The sequence below is a fragment of the Candidatus Leptovillus gracilis genome, assembly GCA_016716065.1.
GTDB lineage: Bacteria > Chloroflexota > Anaerolineae > Promineifilales > Promineifilaceae > Leptovillus > Leptovillus gracilis.
On sequence record JADJXA010000021.1, the window covers coordinates 1 to 18,099 of the forward strand.

Consider the following 18,099-nt stretch of genomic DNA (forward strand, 5'->3'; position numbering starts at 1 on the left):
CTGCAAAGCAAACAGGCTGATCAGGTGATAAATCACATTTCCTGGCGGCTCGCTCAGGAGTTGAATTAATTGTTGCGTTAATGACATCAGAAATAATCTTTTGCAGCTATCTGCCGGCGCCAACTGACCAGCTTAAATTATAGCATACCCGAACTTTATGACGACAGGCGTTAAAACGGGGTGAGTTTTGTCTGGGGTTGGCCGCCGCGAATTTCTCATCCCGTTCTGGCGTGCGGCAAGACCCCGCGCCTACGAAGCTCCGTCAATCCCCTTGACGCCACCCCTCAAACCCGTTTAAGATGGCACAATACCCGGCACGAAAGATTGTGATTCTGGCTTGTCCATGTTAGGAGGTCTCCCGATGAATATAGGTGAAGCGCAAGTGGCTGCTGTGCTGGCCGTGCCTCTTTTTGACGAGTTCTTCAAGGCGTTTTATCGGATCGGTATTATCCCGGCCGTTTCTAGCAGCGACCGGCCGACGCCTTTGGGCGTGCGCAATGTAACGGTGCGTTTGCAGCCGCCTTCTTTTGAATTGGGTGGTCCAGCCGCCGACCTTCGTTCGCTGCTGCACCTAGTGGGCGATGTGGAACTACGGCCGGCCGGGATTAGCACGGGTCCGGCCGCGGGGACTTTCCCGTTGGATAGCTGGGCGCGGTTAACCTTTGTGCTGGCGGCGCGGCCCGACAACACGCCGGTAGTCCGGCTGGTATATGGCGGCGTGGATCAGCCCCCGGCTTTTCCATTGACAGAGGCCATGATTGACGATTTTTTCACTTCGGCGGAAACGCAGGCGGTGTTGGACAGTGTGGAATTGGACATTGTAACCCCCATGGTAGACAGCCTGGAAACCAACCTGTTCCCCGATGATCCCCCGGCCCGCGATAGCTGGGCGGTGGCTTTGCGTTTGCGCCGCGCCGCCGATATCACGCGCGTAGACAGCCTGGCGGTTCAGGTGGCCCTGCCGGGCGACGCGCCTGACGGCGGCGACGTGAGCAGCCTTTTGCCGTCGCTGACCGAGTTTGGCATTATCTACAGCCGTCGGCTGCTCAACGCTGTGTTGGCCGCCCAGGCGGCCGCTTTGGTGAACACCGAGATAAACGGCGCGACGATCACCGATCTTTCTTTGCTGATGCAGGGAGATGTATTGCAGGTAAACGGCCGTGCGGAACAAGATACGGCCGTCGTCACTTTTATCGGTCCGGTGCGGATGCGCCTGCTGCGCGGCACAACCCAATTTGCCGCAGACAGCAGCCAGATTGTGGTGAATGTGGACCTGCCCTGGTGGATTGACTTGCTGCTTTTTTTGTCCCAGCCGGTGGGCGGTTTGTTCACTTTCGGCCTGGGACCGCTGCTGGGCATGGTGCTGCTTGCCAGCCAGGGAACCAGCCTGGGCGAAGTAGAAACGGAATTGGCCGCCGCGCCATTTCGGGTGCGCGGCGCGATTACCGCCGCCCTCGGCGATGGTCTGGCAGCTTTGGCCGAAGGGCTGGCGCTGAATGCCGGCGTGGGCGAAGTGCGCCCCGATTCTACGCCAGACCAAAGCCTGGTGGAAGATGGGCACATTGCCGTTTTTGCTCAGGTGTTTGTCAACCCCCTTACCGCCGATATTGTGGATGGGCTTTATTTCCGCCGGCAGCGACGGATTGGAGAGTTACAACTTGCCGGCGAACGTTGGTTGGCCGCGCCGGAACTGGCCCGGTTGGTAAAAGCAGAGTTGATTGTGACGCCCGGTTATCACGCCGTTGAACGGACGCTGGCAGATGGTGTGGTGCGGCGCTACATGCGCGCCAATCCCGACCGCGCTTATGACAACAACCTGTTGCAGCGGTTTGGGCCTGGGTAACGGCCGTTCTGTCTGGTACCAGTAACCCGAAGTCCGTATACCGTATTCTGACAGGGTTTGCCAGAGTTAGCGCCTTACGGATTACCGAATACGGATACTAGCAGCCTGTCGGAAAAGTAGAAATGGATACACGGATGACACGGATTGAACGGATTTACACCGATTTTCTGGTGATGTATCCGTAAAAATCCGTCGAATCCGTTCAATCCGTGTACCTGTTTTGAGTTTTCCGACAACCTGCTAGCCGAGAATTTCGGTAACAGCCAGTTCCAGCACGGCCAGCATCTCGTCTATCTGCGCCTGGTTGATGATCAGCGGCGGTCCCAGCATAATCACGTCGCCTGACGCACCATCAGCGCAGCCTTGCGAATAGTAGATCACCAGCCCCAACTCAAAAGCGCGTTCCGCGAGGCGCCAGGCTATTTTCTGTTTGGACGGGAAGGGGGTTTTGGTAGCCCGGTCTTGCACAATCTCCAGCCCCCAGAACAACCCCCGGCCACGAATGTCGCCGATGTGGGTGTGATGGGCGAAGGCATGGTGCAGCCTGGTATTCATGTAAGGTCCCAGGTTGGCCGCATTTTCCACCAACTGTTCATTCTGCAAAATGCGCAGTGTGGCCAACCCGGCGGCCGCGCCCACAGCGTGGTGGCTAAATGTGCCGCCGTGATTGAAATCGCCGAGGGTATGGAAAATCTGGTCCACGTCACGGCCGTGCGCCGCCACAAAGCCCAACGGGAAATAACCCGAAGCCGTGCCTTTGGAAGTGATCAGAATGTCCGGCTGCGTGTCCCAATGGTCCAGCGCCCACCACTTGCCGGTGCGCCCCATGCCCACCAACACCTCGTCGGCGATCAGCAGCACGCCATAACGGTCGCAAATCTGGCGGATGCGCGGCCAATAAGTATCCGGCGGTACGACGGCCCCCAGGCTGGCGCCGCTGATTGGTTCGGCGATGAAGGCCGAGACGTTTTCCGGGCCGTAGGCCAGAATGGATTCTTCCAGCCGCCCGGCCAACTCCACACCAGTGGCCGGGAAGCGGTAGGGGTAAGGGTGGCGAATGTGAGGCATGTTTTGCATCATGCCCAGGTAGGGGTTGCGAAAGCCAGGCCGACCGCTGACGCTGAGCGCGCCCAAACTCATGCCATGATAGCTGAGTGAGCGGCAGATGACGATATAGCGGCTGGTTTCACCGCGGGCCATCTGAATCTGGCGCGCCAATTTCATAGCCCCTTCCACTACTTCGGAGCCGCTGCTGAGGTAGAAGAAGCGCGGCTTGTCCAGCGGCACAATTTCAGCCAGGGCATCGGAGTAGGTTTCGATGGCTTCGCTGGTGAACATGGTGGCGTGGACGTAGGCGGCGGACTGGGCTTGTTGGCGCATGGCTTCGACAATTTCAGTACGGCCGTGTCCCACGTTCACCACCAGCGGCCCGCCGGAACCATCAATATAGCGCTTGCCTTCTACATCATACAAATAAATGCCCTCCCCATGAGAAATTTTGGGTCGGGCGTAATCCATCTTGCGGTAAAACACGTGGCCCTGTGGGTGGGCGTATCGCGTAGTCATTGTGGTGAAATCCTTTTTGGTTTTTGGGTGTGCGGGCGTCCTGCGCTCCCAGGTTAGCGGTACATGCCTTCCGGGTCTAACTGCTGCCGGATGATGTCCAATTCGATGGGTTGGGGCGGCACGATTTGCTTCAGGTTGGGCGAGACGCGCAGCGGCCAGGCGATGTCCGCCTGGATGCTTTCCACCGTTTCCCCTGACGCGACTTCAATCAGGGTCATCTCGTGGTCGGGGTTGGCAAAATCAAACAACGCCCGGTCGGTGATGACCAGTGTGGGGCCTTCGCCGGGCAGCCCGGCGCGCTGCCGGGCGTCGCCGCCATCCAGGTGGCCGGGGCTGGTGACAAAGTCCAGTTTGTCCACAAAGGCGCGCCCTTTCAGGCGCATGATCATCAAGATTTTTTGGGCGTTGATGGCGATTTCGCACGCGCCACCAGAACCGGGCAGACGCACCTTCGGCCTCGCATAATCACCAATAACTGTTGTATTCAAATTACCATAGCGATCAATTTGCGCGCCGCCTAGCAAAGCCACGTCTACCAGCCCACCTTGCAGGTAATACATGAACAAATCGGCCATGCTGACGACGGATTTTGCCCCGCTGACCAGCGTGGGGTCACCGATGGAGAGGGGCAGACGGGCCGGGTTGGCGCCAAAGACGCCGCTTTCGTAAACCAGTTCCATCTCTGGTGAATGGCTGCGCCGGGCCAGGTTGCAGGCGATGTTGGGCAGACCGACGCCGACAAAAACGACGTGGCTGCCCTGCAAAGCGCGGGATGCGTTGATAATCATTAATTCTGAGGGCGTATAGTCCATAAAAGAACCTTCGGTAAATAGTGGTTGGTTAAGTTTCAAATATCCCCTGAGCGTGTTCCAGAAGTCCCGTTCGAGACAAAAAGTTGGTGGGGCAATCAGGTCAGGTCAAAGTAGAATTCTTAGACAGGAATCTTAGACCAACTTCAAAAGTTGTCAACGACAATTAGAAATGCCCATCATTTGGTAGGCTGATGGGCATGGTTTATCTTGGCAGGTGGATGGTGAACAGGCTGCCGGCGTCTGGGGTAGAATGGAGGGTGATACGGCCGTTATGCTCTGCCACAATTTCCCTGGCAATGGTCAGGCCCAGGCCCAGGCCCTGAGGAAAACGGCGGTCGCGCTGGCTGCGGTAAAACGCGGCAAAAATGAGTTCTTGTTCTTCCGCGGGAATACCTGGGCCATTGTCGCCGACTTGCAGCCAGATTTCTGTCTCGGTTTCCCCGGCAGCGATGGTGATACGGCCGCCGCTGGGGGTATATTTAATGGCGTTGCTGACCAGGTTGCCCATCGCCTGCGCCAGCCGGTCGGGGTCGGCGTGCAGCGGCGATAGTTGGTCGGGCAGGTCGCTGCGCCAGACCAATCCCTTTTCCTGGGCGGCCGCCCGCCAGGTGGGCAGCAGGGCGGGCAGCCAATCGGTTAGCTGGATGGTTTGGCGATTGAGGGAGATGTTGCCCAGAATTTGCCCGTGCAGCCCGGCCAGGTCGTCTAGCAGCGGCTCCATGCGGCTGATGGTGTTGTCCATGCCGGCCAGAAATTCCTCGCGCAGGGCCGGGTCATTGCCGGCGCCGTCGCGCAGCACGTTGACGGCCGCTTTAAGCGCCCCCAACGGCCGTCCGATTTCATGCACCAGATTGGCTAACAACCGCTGCCGGGTCTCTTCCAATTCACGCAAACGGTCTGTTAAGAGATTGACAGACTGGGCCAGCTTTTTGGTCTCTCTGGTTCCTGTTTCCGGGACGGGTTCGCTGCGCTGGCCGGTGGCAATATCGGCAACGGCCGTTGTCACCGCGCCAATCGGCCTTTCCAGGCGCAGCGCCAGAATCAGCCCCAGCAGCATACTGGCGGCCAACGCCACCGCCAACACCAGCAGGACAAATTGACTCAGCCGGGTAAAACTGCTGGCAACGCTTTCCAGTTGATCGGACACCTGCACAATGCCCAACACATGCTGGTTCACGTCCACCACCGGCACGTAAATCGTCGCCGACTGTTCGTCGGGGCGGTAAGTCACGGCGACTTGCCGCTGCCCGGCGTTGAGGCTGGGCAGGTCTGGGGTGGGGCGCACCAGCGGGAGGGCGTCGTCGTCGGTGGCTGCCAGGTAATCGCCAGAGGCGGACAACAGCGATACCTGCACATCTAACTGGTCGTCGAATTGGGCCAGGTAAGCCTGGGCCTGCTGCGGGTTGGTCCAGATGTCGGTACGGCCGTTGGTGGTAGCAGCGATTAGCACAGCCTGCCGCGTGAGATTGGCCGACAGGTCTTGCAAAAGGATCTGCGTTTCCAGCAGATAGATCAGGGCTACGCCGATCAGCGGCAGAATCAATAATAGGGGCAGCACATGGCTGAGAATAAACCGACTGCGCATAGACATAGGAAGTTTATTTGGATTGTGGGCGAATGTAAGGCATTAGCTTATAGCCGACGCCGCGCACAGTGACCAGCCGTTTGGGTTCCTGGGGGTTATCTTCTATTTTTTCGCGCAGCCAGCGGACATGCACATAGACAACCTGAGGTTCGCCGCTAAATTCCGCGCCCCAAACCTGATTCAACAGATCGTCCATGGTGACGACGTAACCCGCTTCCAGGGCCAGGGTATGCAAAACGGCAAATTCTTTGGCCGGCAGCGCCAGCATGTTCCCGGCCACCTCAACAGTGTGGGCGGCCGGATTGATGGTCAGGTCGCCGACGGTGATTGGCTCTGGCCGGCTGGGCGGTTCGGCGGCGCTGCCGCTGCGCCGCAAGACGGAACGCACATGGGCCAACAGCACATCGGGGTTGAAAGGTTTGGTGATGTAAGCGTCTGCGCCCAATTCCAACCCCAAAATTGTGTCCAATTCGCGCCGCCGGGCGGTGACAAAAATGACGGGCACGTTGTCCATTTCCAACTGCAAGTGGCGCAGGGCTTCCAGGCCATCCATGCCCGGCAGCCCTACATCCAGCAATACCAGGTCGGGGCGGTCGCGCCGGGCCAGGGCCAGCCCGTCTTCAGCGCTGCCGGCCGTGCTGACGCGATAGCCAGCCTGTTCCAATTTAAAGCCGATGCTGCGGCGCATCAATGTGTCGTCATCTACCACGAGAATGTGTTTGCCCATCATCTCCTGTCCTGCGCAAGAATGCGGCCATTTTACCAGAATCTTGCCAGATTCGATAGGCAGGGCCGCCTGCTGTGGGGCAGCTTGTGGGCGTGGTGGGTAAAGGGGTAACAAGGTGGCAGGTATTGGTTTGCGCCAATCCTGCCACCCATAGGAAGGGGAACAGTCAACAATTGATTGTTAACTGCTGACTGACAATAATGTGCCGCTTATCACCGGATCGCGGCCGCAGAGGAAGGGGGTGTCTATCTTCACTTCGATGACCAATTCCTGCCCATTGGCCGATAAGTCGCCGGTGGCGCGGGCAGTGATGTTCATGCCGCTGACCTCGAACGGGATGTTGGCGGCCAGGCGGCGCGGTTGGCGGTTGGTGGTGGTTCCGCTGGCGGTGGCGCTGGTGGCCGGCACAACGGCCGCGCCGCAGAAACCACCGGCGTTCACTTCTAGCCCTTCGCCGATGACGGCCGTACCCTCAACCACATTGCCGCGCTGGGTCAGCGACAGCGTCAGCGGGGCGCTGCTGCCAAAATCGCCATCAACGATACCCGCAAATGTGCCGGTGAATGGGCGGGAAACGGCCGTGCCCGCGGCAAACGTCGGCGCAGCAGCGGCCAACATAATCAAACCCAGCGCTAACAAGATGCCTGCATACCATTTTTTCATGATGCGTCCTTTTGATTGCTAATGGGGTGGGTACTCAGCCGGTTGCTGAGTACCCACCATCTCCTCACTTCTCTTCCCCGGTGGGTGTTGTGCGCTTGCCGCCCATCACCCACACACAAGAGTAAGCATAATGGAGGAACGGCCGTTTTGCCTTTAACGACAGTTTTTCATTACCTTATGAGGACCTTAAGCGTTCGTACAACGCCCTGGCAGGCCATCGCTGTGCCCCTCTCGCGGCGGCAATCTGGGTTTGGCAGAACCATAGAACGTTATACAATCCCAAACGTCTTCAGACAGCCTGGTGGTAGTGTCCACAAGTCGGTATCCAACGGTGGTGATTGAACGGATAGGACCGATTTTCACAGACAAATCACTCGAAAATCCGTGTCATCCGTGTATCAATTTTTACTTTGCCGACAGACTGCCAGGCCGGCCGTATCTTTGCCGATGGGCAAACCAAGAGGTGTTTCGCAAATGGCCCATCAAATGGTCCATCAAATGGGCCATCAAATGGTCCATCAAACGGATATGAAACCCAATCCCGAACCTTTACCGTTTTTTGTCTATGGCACGCTGCTGCCGGGTCAGCCCAATGCTTATTTGTGGCAAGAGGCTGTCGCCGGGCAGCAAACGGCCGTACTGCCTAACGGCCGTCTCTATGACTTAGGCGCTTTTCCTATGTTGGTGCAAGAGGGTGAGGAATCTGTGCGGGGTGTGCTGCTCCAGATAGAGGCGGAACAGTATCAACAGGTGCTGGACCGTTTGGACGCGCTGGAAGGATATGACCCAACCCGGCCAGACGCTTCGGCTTACCGGCGGGTGAAGTGTCTGGTCACTGGGGCAGACGGCCGTCTCTATACCGCCTGGGTCTATCTGGGGCACACCGCCGCCCAGCCAGATATGAAGCCTATCCCCGGCGGTGACTGGGCCGCCTATGCGGCGGCCACGTTTCCCGACATCGAGCAGTGGTGGCAATCCATCGCGTCTGTCCACGGCCTGCTCAATCCACCCCCTACCGGCGCATAAAAATCATTCACCCCCGACCATCCAAAACTGACCACTGACCACTGACCACTGAACACTGGCCCCACAACTACCGGTATTTCTCCTGCAAAGCCCGTTCCATGCGCCGTTGATCGTCGCGCTTGGCGATGTCTTGCCGTTTGTCCTGCTTTTGTTTGCCCCGCGCCAGGGCGATTTCAATTTTGGCACGGCCGTCTTTCAAATACAGCCGCGTGGGAATCAGTGTTAAACTTTTCTGGGCTATCTGGTCCAGAATTTTGTTGATTTCGCGCCGGTGCAGCAGCAGTTTGCGCGGCCGTACCGGGTCATGGTTTTCCCGTGTGCCGTGAACGTAAGGGGCGATGTGAACGTCTACCAGCCACAGTTCCCCTTTGCGCGCCTGCACGTAGCTGTTTTGCAGGTTCACCTGATGGTCGCGGATGGACTTGATTTCTGTGCCGGTTAACACCAGCCCCGCCTCGAATTTGTCCAACAGTTGAAAATCAAACGTCGCCCGTTTGTTTTTGGCTATTACTTTGATGCTGCCCTCTGGTTTTGCCATGTTGGTTAGGCGCTAACAGCGCCACTATCGACAATTAATTGTCATTCTGAGCGGAGTCTGCGGAGCGAAGAATCCCCATTTGTCTGCTGCAAGGGGGGATTCTTCCTCGAAGACTCGTCAGAATGACGCCTTCTTCTGCCAGTGTTGTCTGGCAAAAGACATGGTTAGTTAGTTGGTGTCTGAATTGACAATTAACAATTCTCCCCCGCTACTGCCCGGTCTGCAAATATTCTATCGCCCGTTCCAACTGCGTATCTCCCTCGCCGCCCAGGTCGAAATCATCGGGCGAGGGGATTTCGATGTCCGGGGCGATGCCGGCGTCGCTGATGGAGATATTGGCCGGGGTGTACCAGCGGGCAATGGTCACGCGCAGTTCCGCGCCATTGGACAGGGTATGAAGCTGCTGCACCGACCCCTTGCCAAACGTTGTTTCGCCGATGAGGATGGCGCGATCGTTGTCGCCCAGCGCCCCGGCGACAATTTCCGACGCGCTGGCGCTGCCGGCGTTCACCAGCAGTACCATCGGTATTTCTTCGCCTTCGTCGCCAGGCACGGCCGTAAATGTTTCCGACAAGCCCTTGTTGTTTCGCTCAAACAAAATCACCCCGTCGGCCAAAAACAGGTCAGCGATGCGGATAGATTGGTCCAGGAAACCGCCGGGGTTGTCGCGCAAATCGAAGATGATGCTTTGCGCCCCCTGCGCTGTCAGTTCGTTCAGCGCTTCGCGCACCCGTTGGTTGGCGTTGGCGTTAAACTCCGTCAGGCGAATATAACCAATGTCATCCGTCACCATGCTGGTCTCGATGATGGGAATCTCGAAGCGCGTCCGTGTTACGGTAAATTCCAGCTCCTCATCGCCGCCGCGCAGGATGGTGAGGACCACCACGCTGCCCTGCGGTCCGCGCACCTTCAACAGCACCTCGTCTATGCCCTGCCCGATAATGGATTCGCCATCCACGGCGATGATCAGGTCGCCGGCGCGCAGGCCCACCAGATCGGCCGGTTGGCCGTTGATGGGGCGCACAATTTCAATGAAGCCATCCTCGGTTTCGCGGACAAAAGCGCCAATGCCTTCCACCGAACCACCCATGTCCTGGCGCAGCCGGGCGGCCACCTCTGGCACAACAAAACGGGTGTAGGGGTCATCTAGTGCATTGATGGAACTGCCGATGATGGCGTACAGCAGTTCTTCGTCGTCCGGCAGTTCGCCATCATACTGCTGCCCAATGATGTTCCAGGCTTCGTAAAAAATGTCCAGGTCGAGGTCTTGTACCACTTCGGGCACGGCCGTTTCCGGGGTTGTCTCGGTGGGCTGGGGTGTGGGTGGGTCTGGTTGGGCCACCACCTCGGTCGCTGTTTCCGCCTGGGGGGTGGTGGGTACGGTGGTGGTGGGGATGGGCACGGCCGTTTCTACCACCGTCTCCACCACTGTGACCACCACTTCCACCTGCCGCGTCACTTCGACCAACTCGGTCACTGTTTCGACGGCCGTGTTATTAAACGCGCTGGCCCGGCCCAGGAAGAAACTGGCGGCGCTCATGGTGCTTACCAGACAAACCAGGCCCAGACCGCCCACAATCCATACAATCCACTTTACCGGCGAGGATTTAGAATCATTCATTGTCAACTCTCGTTTTGTAAAAATTCAAGGGCGCGGTTGAGGACCTCATCACGGCCGTTGTCAATCGCTTCCTGAGTAACGACTACAGTAATATCCGGCTGCAACCCCTGCTGATCAATCTGGTGGTGGTTTGGCGTAAACCAGCGCGCCGATGTCACATGCACTGATGAGCCATCGCTAAGGTCATAGACCAACTGCACCGACCCTTTGCCATAGGTCTGGTGGTCGCCGATGAGAGTGGCCCGTTCCCGGTCTTGCAATGCCCCGGCCACAATCTCCGAAGCGCTGGCCGTGCCCGCGTTCACCAGCACTACCAGCGGCGTGTCTGGGGACAGGGTAGTGGTGGTCGCCATATAGGCGCGTTCCCCTTCATCTTTGCTCACCTGGTACAAAATTGGTCCATTCGCCAGGAAATGGTCGGCCACTTCCACGGCGGCGTTCAGCAGCCCGCCGCCGTTGTTACGCAGGTCCAAAATCAGCGTGGTCGCCCCTTGCTCCTGCAAACTGGTGATGGCTTCAGCCACTTCCCGGCTGCTTTCGCCGCTAAAACGGGCCAACCGAATGTAGCCGATGGTGTTGTCGTCGCCCATCAACCGGTAGCTGACCGAGGGGTCCAGAATATCGCCGCGCACAATTTCCAGGTCTACCGGTTCCGTTTCGCCGGGATGGATGACTGTCAGCACGACCACTGTGCCTTTTTCGCCGCGCACCATGTCGCGCACGGCCGTTACCGCCAGGTCCGGCGTAATCTCCAACCCATCCACGGCCAGCAGCACATCCCCCAACAGCATCCCCGCCTTCTCCGCCGGGTTGCCGGGGATGGGTTCCAGAATAATTGGCCCGCCCTCTTCCGGCCGCGACAGCAGTGCGCCAATGCCGCCAAACGTGCCTTGCAGCGATTGGCGCTCCTCGGCCCGAGCTACCGGTTCAATAAACACGGTATACGGGTCTTGTAGATAAGACATGGAGCCGCGAATCGCGTTGTAGGTCAGGTCTCGCGTGGAGGGCATGTCGCCAATGAAGCTCTCTTCGATGCGCTCCCACGCTTCCCAAAAAACGTCAAACTCCTGGCGCTGCCGCACCAGCGTGCCGCCGGTTTGCAGCTCCACAAAATCATTGGTGAAATAACCGGCCACAAAAGCGCTGCCGGCAAGCAGCATTAACATGGCGATGGCTAAGATGTTGCGTGTTTTTTCTGACATAGTACAAAAAAACTGCCCGACATATCATGCACACATTCGGGCAGTTTAGCCTGTATTTTTGATTAAGTCTTTATGTTAAAACTGAAAAAAGATTGTAACACAGGTGTTCTGTAGGGCAATCTACGTTATAATTGTCTTAACCTGACATAACAGGCAGCCGGGGCAAAAACGCCGCTTTGCCCCCACCGGTTGGCCTGGCGTGTGAGGACTCGTCATCCGGTATGCGCCATAAGGCGCACGGATTACGGATGACGGGTAACGGACACCCGTCTACGTAAACCAGGGAATTCGTTCCCGCTAAATGATACCCTTCACCATGAGACACTTTTGGCGCATTGGCGTGCTGGTTACCCTTTTAGCCTGTCTTGTGCTGCCAGGGGGAAAGCAAACGGCCGTTCTTGCCCAGGAAGACACGCCAACCATTGCCCAGCAAGCTCAAGCCATTTTACAGGCGATGAGTGTCGCCGAGCGGGTGGGGCAGGTTTTTCTGGTGACGTTTGAAGGTGACAGCGCTCCCCAAAGCAGTGCGGTTGCTGACTTGATCTTGAATTATCATGTCGGTGGCGTGGTGCTGCTGGCAAATAATGACAATATCACCGGGTTTGGCGACCCGGCCAATGCGCCGGCACAGGTTGCCGCGCTGACCAATGATTTGCAGCGCCTTGCTCTGTTGGGCTTTTCTACAACCGATGACAGCCTGGAGTCAGACATCACGCCGATACCGGCCGACAACGACCAGCCAACGCCAACGGCCGTGCCCAGCCCCACCCCCGTCCCACGCAATGCCCCCATCCCCCTGTTCATTGCCATCAGCCAGGAAGGGGATGGTCCTCTGACAGACCAGATTATCAGCGGATTGACGGCCGTGCCCAGCAATATGGCTATCGGCGCAACCTGGAAGCCAGACAACGCCAACACTATTGGTACTCTTGTCGGGCGCGAGTTGAGCGCCCTGGGGTTGAATATGTTGTTTGGCCCGACGCTGGACGTGCTGGAGAACCCGATGTTGGCGGCAAACAGTGCCACCGGCACGCGCTCCTTTGGCGGCAGCGCCTATTGGGTGGGGCTGATGGGTCAGGCGTATGTGTCTGGGCTGCAACAGGGCAGCGGCGGCCGTCTGGCGGTCATCGCCAAATATTTTCCTGGCAGCGGCAGCAGTGACCGCCCTACCGACCAGGAAATCCCCACCATCCGCAAGTCGTTGGAACAGCTTCTGCAGACGGAACTGGTTCCGTTTTTAGCAGTCACCGGGCAAAATGGGGCTGGAACGGCCGTTGTCGAGGGTTTGCTCACCACCCATATCCGCTATCAAGGCTTCCAGGGTAACATCCGCGCCACCACAGCCCCGGTCAGTTTCGACCGGCAAGCCCTCAGCACATTGTTGGGCCTGCCTCGGCTGGCTGCCTGGTACCAAAACGGCGGTCTGCTTGTCTCCGATTCGCTTGGTGCGCGCTCCATCGAGCGTTACTACGACGACACAGAGCAAGAGTTTCCCCACCGGCGCGTCGCTAAAGACGCCTTTTTGGCCGGCAACGATCTCCTCTTGTTAGATGATTTTGCCCTGGGCGATGCTCCGTACAGCCAGCAGTTAGAGAATGTGCAGAATACGCTGCTCTGGTTTCAGGAATTGTATGTTACCGACCCGACCTTCCGGCAGCGGCTAGACGAGGCGGCGCTGCGCATTTTGCAGGCCAAGCTCCGGCTGTACAATGGCGACTTTGCGCCGCAAAATGTGCTGGTGGATACGGAAGGTTTGGCGGAACAGATCGGGCAGGGGAATACGGCCGTGTTCGACATGGCTCAATCGGCTGTCACCCTCATCTCCCCCAGCGCGGAGGAATTGGCCGAACGGCTGGCCCGCCCACCTGGCCCCGGCGACCGCATCCTCATTTTTACCGATTTGCAGGAGGCGCGGCAGTGCAGCGGCTGCCCGGCGGAACCGTACATTGGTCCTACGGCGCTGGCCGAATACATTCTCACCTTGTATGGCCCGGCCGCCAGCGGCCAGGTGCAGCCAGAGCAAATCACCAGCTTCACCTTTGCCGATTTGCGCGATTTTGTGGCCGCCGGTCCCGATCTGATCGTGCTGCCTACGGCCACGCCGCCGCCTACGCCGACCACTGAAGCGGCCGGCACGCCAGATACGCAGTTCCTGCCGCTGGACCCCACGCCCACGCCCGCCCCGACGCCGACCATCCCGGCCGCCTACCGGGTGCAAGAAGCGTTCCGCGATGGCGTGGATTGGATCGTTTTTGCCATGCTGGACGACAGCCAGATGCAGCCGCTGCACGACTTTTTGGTGCAGCGCCAGGATTTGCTGCGCAACAAGCAGGTGATTGCCTTTGCCTACCACGCGCCCTATTACCTGGACAGCACAGAAATCAGTAAATTAACGGCTTATTTTGGCGTGTACAGCAAAATAGATGCCTTTATAGATGCTTCGGCGCGGGCTTTGTTTTTGGAACTGCCGCTGAGTGGGCGGTCGCCAGTGGATATTGAGGGTATCCGTTACAGCGTCGCCAGCCAAACCTCACCTGATCCCAATCAGGTGATTGAGTTGTATGTGGTGGATGGTCAGGGCGGCGTGCAGTCGCCTTCCAGCGAAGCGCCGTTGGAAACATCGGTGGGGGATACGCTGCGGCTGCAAACGGGCGTCATTCGTGACCGCAACGGCCACCCGGTTCCCGGCGGCACGATAGTCCAATTTATGCAGCGAGACCGTATTCAGGGCACGTTTAATGTGATTGCCGAGGTCCCGACGAGCAATGGCGTGGCGCAGTTGGATTATGTGCTGCAAGCCAGCACCGGGCCGGGAAAGTTTCGCATTACGGCCGTTTCTGGCGATGCCCGCGCTTCGGAAGAGGTGGACATCCTCATCGAAGGGGCGGCGCAGGTGGCCGTGATTACGCCGACGCCATCGCCGACGGAAACGCCCACCCTGACGCCCACCCCCACAGAGACGCCCGCTCCCACAGAGACGCCTGAGCCGGCGGTAACAGCCACGGCCGTCCCTCTGCAAAATCCACCTGAACTACCCCTGATTAGCATTGCGCGGTCGGAAATTGCGATGTTGACGGCCGTTTTGGGTGGGCTGCTGGTCATTGCTGTGTTGGGCTACAGCCTCGGTTTGCGTTACCAGATGAACCTGACGTGGCAGGTGGGTTGGGTATTGTGGGGCCTGGCGGGCGGTTTGCTGATCTACATTTATTACGCGCTGGGGCTGCCAGGTACGGCCGTGTTTTCCAGTTTTGGCGGCTGGGCCGGGCTGATCACCACCCTTGTCGGTGGGGTGATTGGCTTATTCACCTACACCTACGCCCGTCCCCCGGCTAATCATTCGTGATCGTCACTGTTCACACCACGTTTCTACTCCCCCGCTAAAACGGCCGTGATCGTCTGATTCAAATGAACCGGGTCTATTGGCTTGTTCAAAATGGCGGCCGCGCCAACCGTTCGCAAAGTGGGCAAAGTCATGTCCAATGGATGACCAGACATAAAAATCACCGGCGTTTGCCAGCCCTGCTGCCGCAGCGCCTGAATAAGAGCCACGCCGCCCATGTGCGGCATAATCACATCGCTGAGGATCAAATCCATCGGCTTGTCGCCCTGTGCTAATGAAGCCAGCGCCTCCAGTCCGTTGGCGGCTTCCCACACCTCATACTGCCACAGGCGCAAGCTATCGGCCAGCGCCGACCGCAGCATCGCATCGTCCTCCACAATCAACAGGCGCGCGCCCGGTCTGGACAAGGCGGTGTCGGCCGGCGGCCTGCTGTTCAGGTTGTTTTGCAGCACCAAAGCGGGCAGGTAGATGTCGAATGTGGCCCCCTTGCCAACCTGACTGGTGATATTGATATGACCGTTGTGCTGCCCCACAATGCCATGTACCTGCGCCAGCCCCAACCCCACCCCTTTGCCGGGTCCTTTGGTCGTAAAAAATGGCTCGAATATGTGCCTGATAACGTCTGGCTCAATACCTGCGCCGCTGTCGCTCACGGCCAGGTGAATCCAATGGCCTGGGTGCATGGTGGGCAGCGGCGCTTCTTGGGCGGCGGACAGCGCCAGGTGGGTCAGCCGAAATGTCAGTCGTCCGCCGTCAGGCATGGCGTCGCGGGCGTTGACGGCCAGATTGAGGATCACCTGTTGGATGCGGGTCAGGTCGGCCTCGACCAGATAATCGCCGGGGTCGGCGTACAGATCGATCTGAACGTGTTCGGGCAGGGTGCGCCGCAGCAGTTTTGTCTCTTCTTGCAAGGTGTGTAAGAGGTCTAACGGCCGTGTCGCCAACGAAGCCTGCCGGCTAAAGTCTAAAATCTGCTGGATTAACTGCGTGGCCCGTTTTGTCTGTTGTTCAATGATCGCCAGTTGTTTTTGCCCTTTGGGTGGCAGCGATATAGTCGCCGCCAACAGATCGGTGTGCAGCATAATGATCGCCAGCAGGTTGTTAAAATCATGGGCAATCCCCGCCGCCAACTGTCCTACAGCCGCCAACCGTTCATGCTGCCGGAGCTGCTCTTCAATCCAGCGCTGTTCGGTCACTTCGCGCAGCGCCATCACCCACCCTTCAGACCCCAGGCCTGGGGCCATTGGGCGGGCAATCACTTCAAAGGTGCGTTCTTCAGCCCGCACTTCATGCCACAGCCCTTTGGCGGGCGATGTGAGCAGATCCTCTAACAAATGGTCGCCCAAATGGGTTAGCGGTTGGCCCAGAGCAATGCTGGCCAGATCGGCCAGATTGCGCTGCGCTGCCGGGTTGGCCTGTACCACCCGGTTGTGATTGTCTAACAAAAATACCCCTTGTGGCACCGTGTCCATGATCCCCTGTACCTGTTGTACCTGTTGGGCCACTTGCGCCAGCAGTTGTTCGCGCGCTTCCTCAGCCTTTTTGCGTTCGCTGATGTCGCGGGCAGTGGCAATCAACACATCCTGGCCGAAATATTTGCCTTTGTTGACGATGACTTCTTTGAGAAACAGTTCGCCATTTTTACGCCGCCCCCAAAATTCGAACATGACCGGGCGGCCGGTGGCGGCAACCTGCTGCAGCAGATGAAGAATTCGGGGTAGGTTGTTGCGGTCAGGCGCAGATATAAACGCCGGTGTTTGTCCAATCAACTCGTCGCGCGAAAAGCCGTACATCACTTCCGCGCCTTTGTTGACATCTATGAAAACCCCATCTTCACGTTGGATGTAGATGGCTTCAGACACCGTGTTGAAGATGTCCATGTAGCTCTGTTTGCTGCTCACCAGCGCTTCGGCGGACTGCTTCTGGTTGGTAATGTCCAGCAGAGTGCCGCTAAAGGTCATGGGACGGCCGTCGGCGTGGTAGGTGCAGTGCCAGGTGGGGCGCAAGTAGCGCAGGGTCGCCCGCGCCGGATTGGTGCGGAACTCCCGATCCTCTGGCTCCCTACCGGCGATCATGTCGTCTAACGCGGCTTGCACCAGGTGGCGGTCTTCGGGATGGATCCTGTCTAAATAGTCGGCAAAAGCTGGTGGGGTGTCGTCTGGCTCTAGATCGTATAGACGGAACATCTGTTGGGACCAGTAGCCCTGCCCACTGCCAGCGTCAAGATGCCAACTGCCCAGGCCGGCCTGCTGTTCGGCGCGTTCCAGGTTTTCTTTGGCTTTTTCTAGCGCTTGCTGCGCCTGCCGTTCGGCTGTTTGGTCGCGGAAGATAAGCACGACACCGGCAATGCGGCCGTCTGCGCCTAAAATGGGCGCGGCGGCATCGGCGATGGGGTGTTCACGGCCGTCACGCGCCAGGAGCAGGGTGTGGTTTGCCAACCCAATGACCACGCCTTGGCGCAGCGCCTGGCCTACCGGGTTTTCCACTGTGGCGCGGCTTTGTTCGTTGATGATGCGAAAAATATCGCTTAACGGCCGTGCCTGCGCCTCCACCTCCTCCCAGCCAGTCAGGGCCTCGGCCACCCGGTTCATCATCGTCACCTGGCCCCGCGTGTCTGTCGCAATCACGGCGTCGCCGATGCTGTACAGCGTGGCCCGCAGCAGCGATTCGCGGTGGGCTAATTCGTCGTGGACCTGGCGCAGGCGGTCAGCGCTGCTGCCTTGTGGGGGGATGGCTGTCTGCCTACCCACCAGCCGCAGGCTTTCTTCCAACTGCTGAACACGCAGGCGCAGCGCTTCGTTTTCGCGTTGCAATTGGGTGAGGGGGTCGAGGTTTGTTGACATAAGCGAACCCGGCGTGATTGACGATTGGTCCTGAACTTGCCGAAGGATTGATGATTGACTGAGCTATGTTTGTGGCTGATAGCTCCATCTCAGGACATCATAGGCGGAGCGACAGCAGCCGGGGCGGCTTGCCTGCTCTTGTGGTGTGGCGCAAACTCCCCTGTGCAGCGTCGCCAATAGTACCGTTCCTTCAGAGTATATCCTGAGTAGCTGGTTGCTGCCAGCCACTCGACAGTAGTTTCAATCATGCTGGCAGCCGAGAACCGAAGTGCGTATTCCGTTGGAAGGCGTTCTGGCCGGCGACGCGGTTGGCGATTTGGCCGACCGGTTCGA

At 58.4% G+C, this 18,099-nt stretch carries 12 protein-coding genes; 3 read left to right on the plus strand and 9 right to left on the minus strand.

Going from position 1 to position 18,099, the window contains the following annotated elements; translation table 11 throughout:
• The first annotated feature begins 361 nt into the window (after window positions 1–361).
• Window positions 362–1,843, plus strand: coding sequence for a hypothetical protein (locus IPM39_25705; GenBank protein ID MBK8989416.1), 1,482 nt, complete (start codon window positions 362–364; stop codon window positions 1,841–1,843).
• 240 nt (window positions 1,844–2,083) lie between these two features.
• Here IPM39_25705 and IPM39_25710 read toward each other — a convergent pair whose 3' ends face one another.
• From IPM39_25710 to IPM39_25730, 5 genes are all read right to left on the minus strand, one after another.
• Window positions 2,084–3,361, minus strand: coding sequence for an aspartate aminotransferase family protein (locus tag IPM39_25710; protein ID MBK8989417.1), 1,278 nt, complete (start codon window positions 3,359–3,361; stop codon window positions 2,084–2,086).
• Window positions 3,362–3,462: 101 nt separating this feature from the next.
• Window positions 3,463–4,197, minus strand: coding sequence for a CoA-transferase subunit beta (locus IPM39_25715; protein ID MBK8989418.1), 735 nt, complete (start codon window positions 4,195–4,197; stop codon window positions 3,463–3,465).
• Between the two features lie 226 nt (window positions 4,198–4,423).
• Complete coding sequence (locus tag IPM39_25720; GenBank protein ID MBK8989419.1) at window positions 4,424–5,812, minus strand: HAMP domain-containing histidine kinase; 1,389 nt, start codon at window positions 5,810–5,812, stop codon at window positions 4,424–4,426.
• A 7-nt stretch (window positions 5,813–5,819) separates the two neighbouring features.
• Complete coding sequence (locus tag IPM39_25725) at window positions 5,820–6,536, minus strand: response regulator transcription factor (protein MBK8989420.1); 717 nt, start codon at window positions 6,534–6,536, stop codon at window positions 5,820–5,822.
• Between the two features lie 177 nt (window positions 6,537–6,713).
• Window positions 6,714–7,196, minus strand: a complete 483-nt coding sequence (locus IPM39_25730) for a hypothetical protein (protein MBK8989421.1) — start codon at window positions 7,194–7,196, stop codon at window positions 6,714–6,716.
• 474 nt (window positions 7,197–7,670) lie between these two features.
• Between IPM39_25730 and IPM39_25735 the strand changes: the two genes are divergently transcribed.
• Window positions 7,671–8,222, plus strand: coding sequence for a gamma-glutamylcyclotransferase (locus IPM39_25735; GenBank protein ID MBK8989422.1), 552 nt, complete (start codon window positions 7,671–7,673; stop codon window positions 8,220–8,222).
• Between the two features lie 67 nt (window positions 8,223–8,289).
• On the opposite strand, the gene smpB is transcribed toward IPM39_25735, so the two are convergent.
• The 3 genes from smpB to IPM39_25750 form a co-directional block, all read right to left on the minus strand.
• Window positions 8,290–8,760: an SsrA-binding protein SmpB gene (gene smpB, locus IPM39_25740; GenBank protein MBK8989423.1), complete on the minus strand. Its 471-nt coding sequence runs from the start codon at window positions 8,758–8,760 to the stop codon at window positions 8,290–8,292.
• 208 nt (window positions 8,761–8,968) lie between these two features.
• A complete protein-coding gene (locus tag IPM39_25745; GenBank protein MBK8989424.1) occupies window positions 8,969–10,381 on the minus strand; it encodes a S41 family peptidase in 1,413 nt (470 codons plus the stop codon).
• A 2-nt stretch (window positions 10,382–10,383) separates the two neighbouring features.
• Entirely contained in the window at window positions 10,384–11,583 is a 1,200-nt protein-coding gene (locus tag IPM39_25750) for a S41 family peptidase (GenBank protein MBK8989425.1), read from the minus strand.
• A gap of 316 nt (window positions 11,584–11,899) precedes the next feature.
• Here IPM39_25750 and IPM39_25755 point away from each other — a divergent pair, with 316 nt between their 5' ends.
• A complete protein-coding gene (locus IPM39_25755) occupies window positions 11,900–14,926 on the plus strand; it encodes a hypothetical protein (GenBank protein MBK8989426.1) in 3,027 nt (1,008 codons plus the stop codon).
• A 23-nt stretch (window positions 14,927–14,949) separates the two neighbouring features.
• Here the strand turns inward: IPM39_25755 and IPM39_25760 are convergent, their stop codons facing one another.
• The gene (locus IPM39_25760) at window positions 14,950–17,766 is read right to left on the minus strand and encodes a PAS domain S-box protein (GenBank protein ID MBK8989427.1); all 2,817 of its coding nucleotides are present in this window, start codon (window positions 17,764–17,766) and stop codon (window positions 14,950–14,952) included.
• Window positions 17,767–18,099 lie beyond the last annotated feature (333 nt).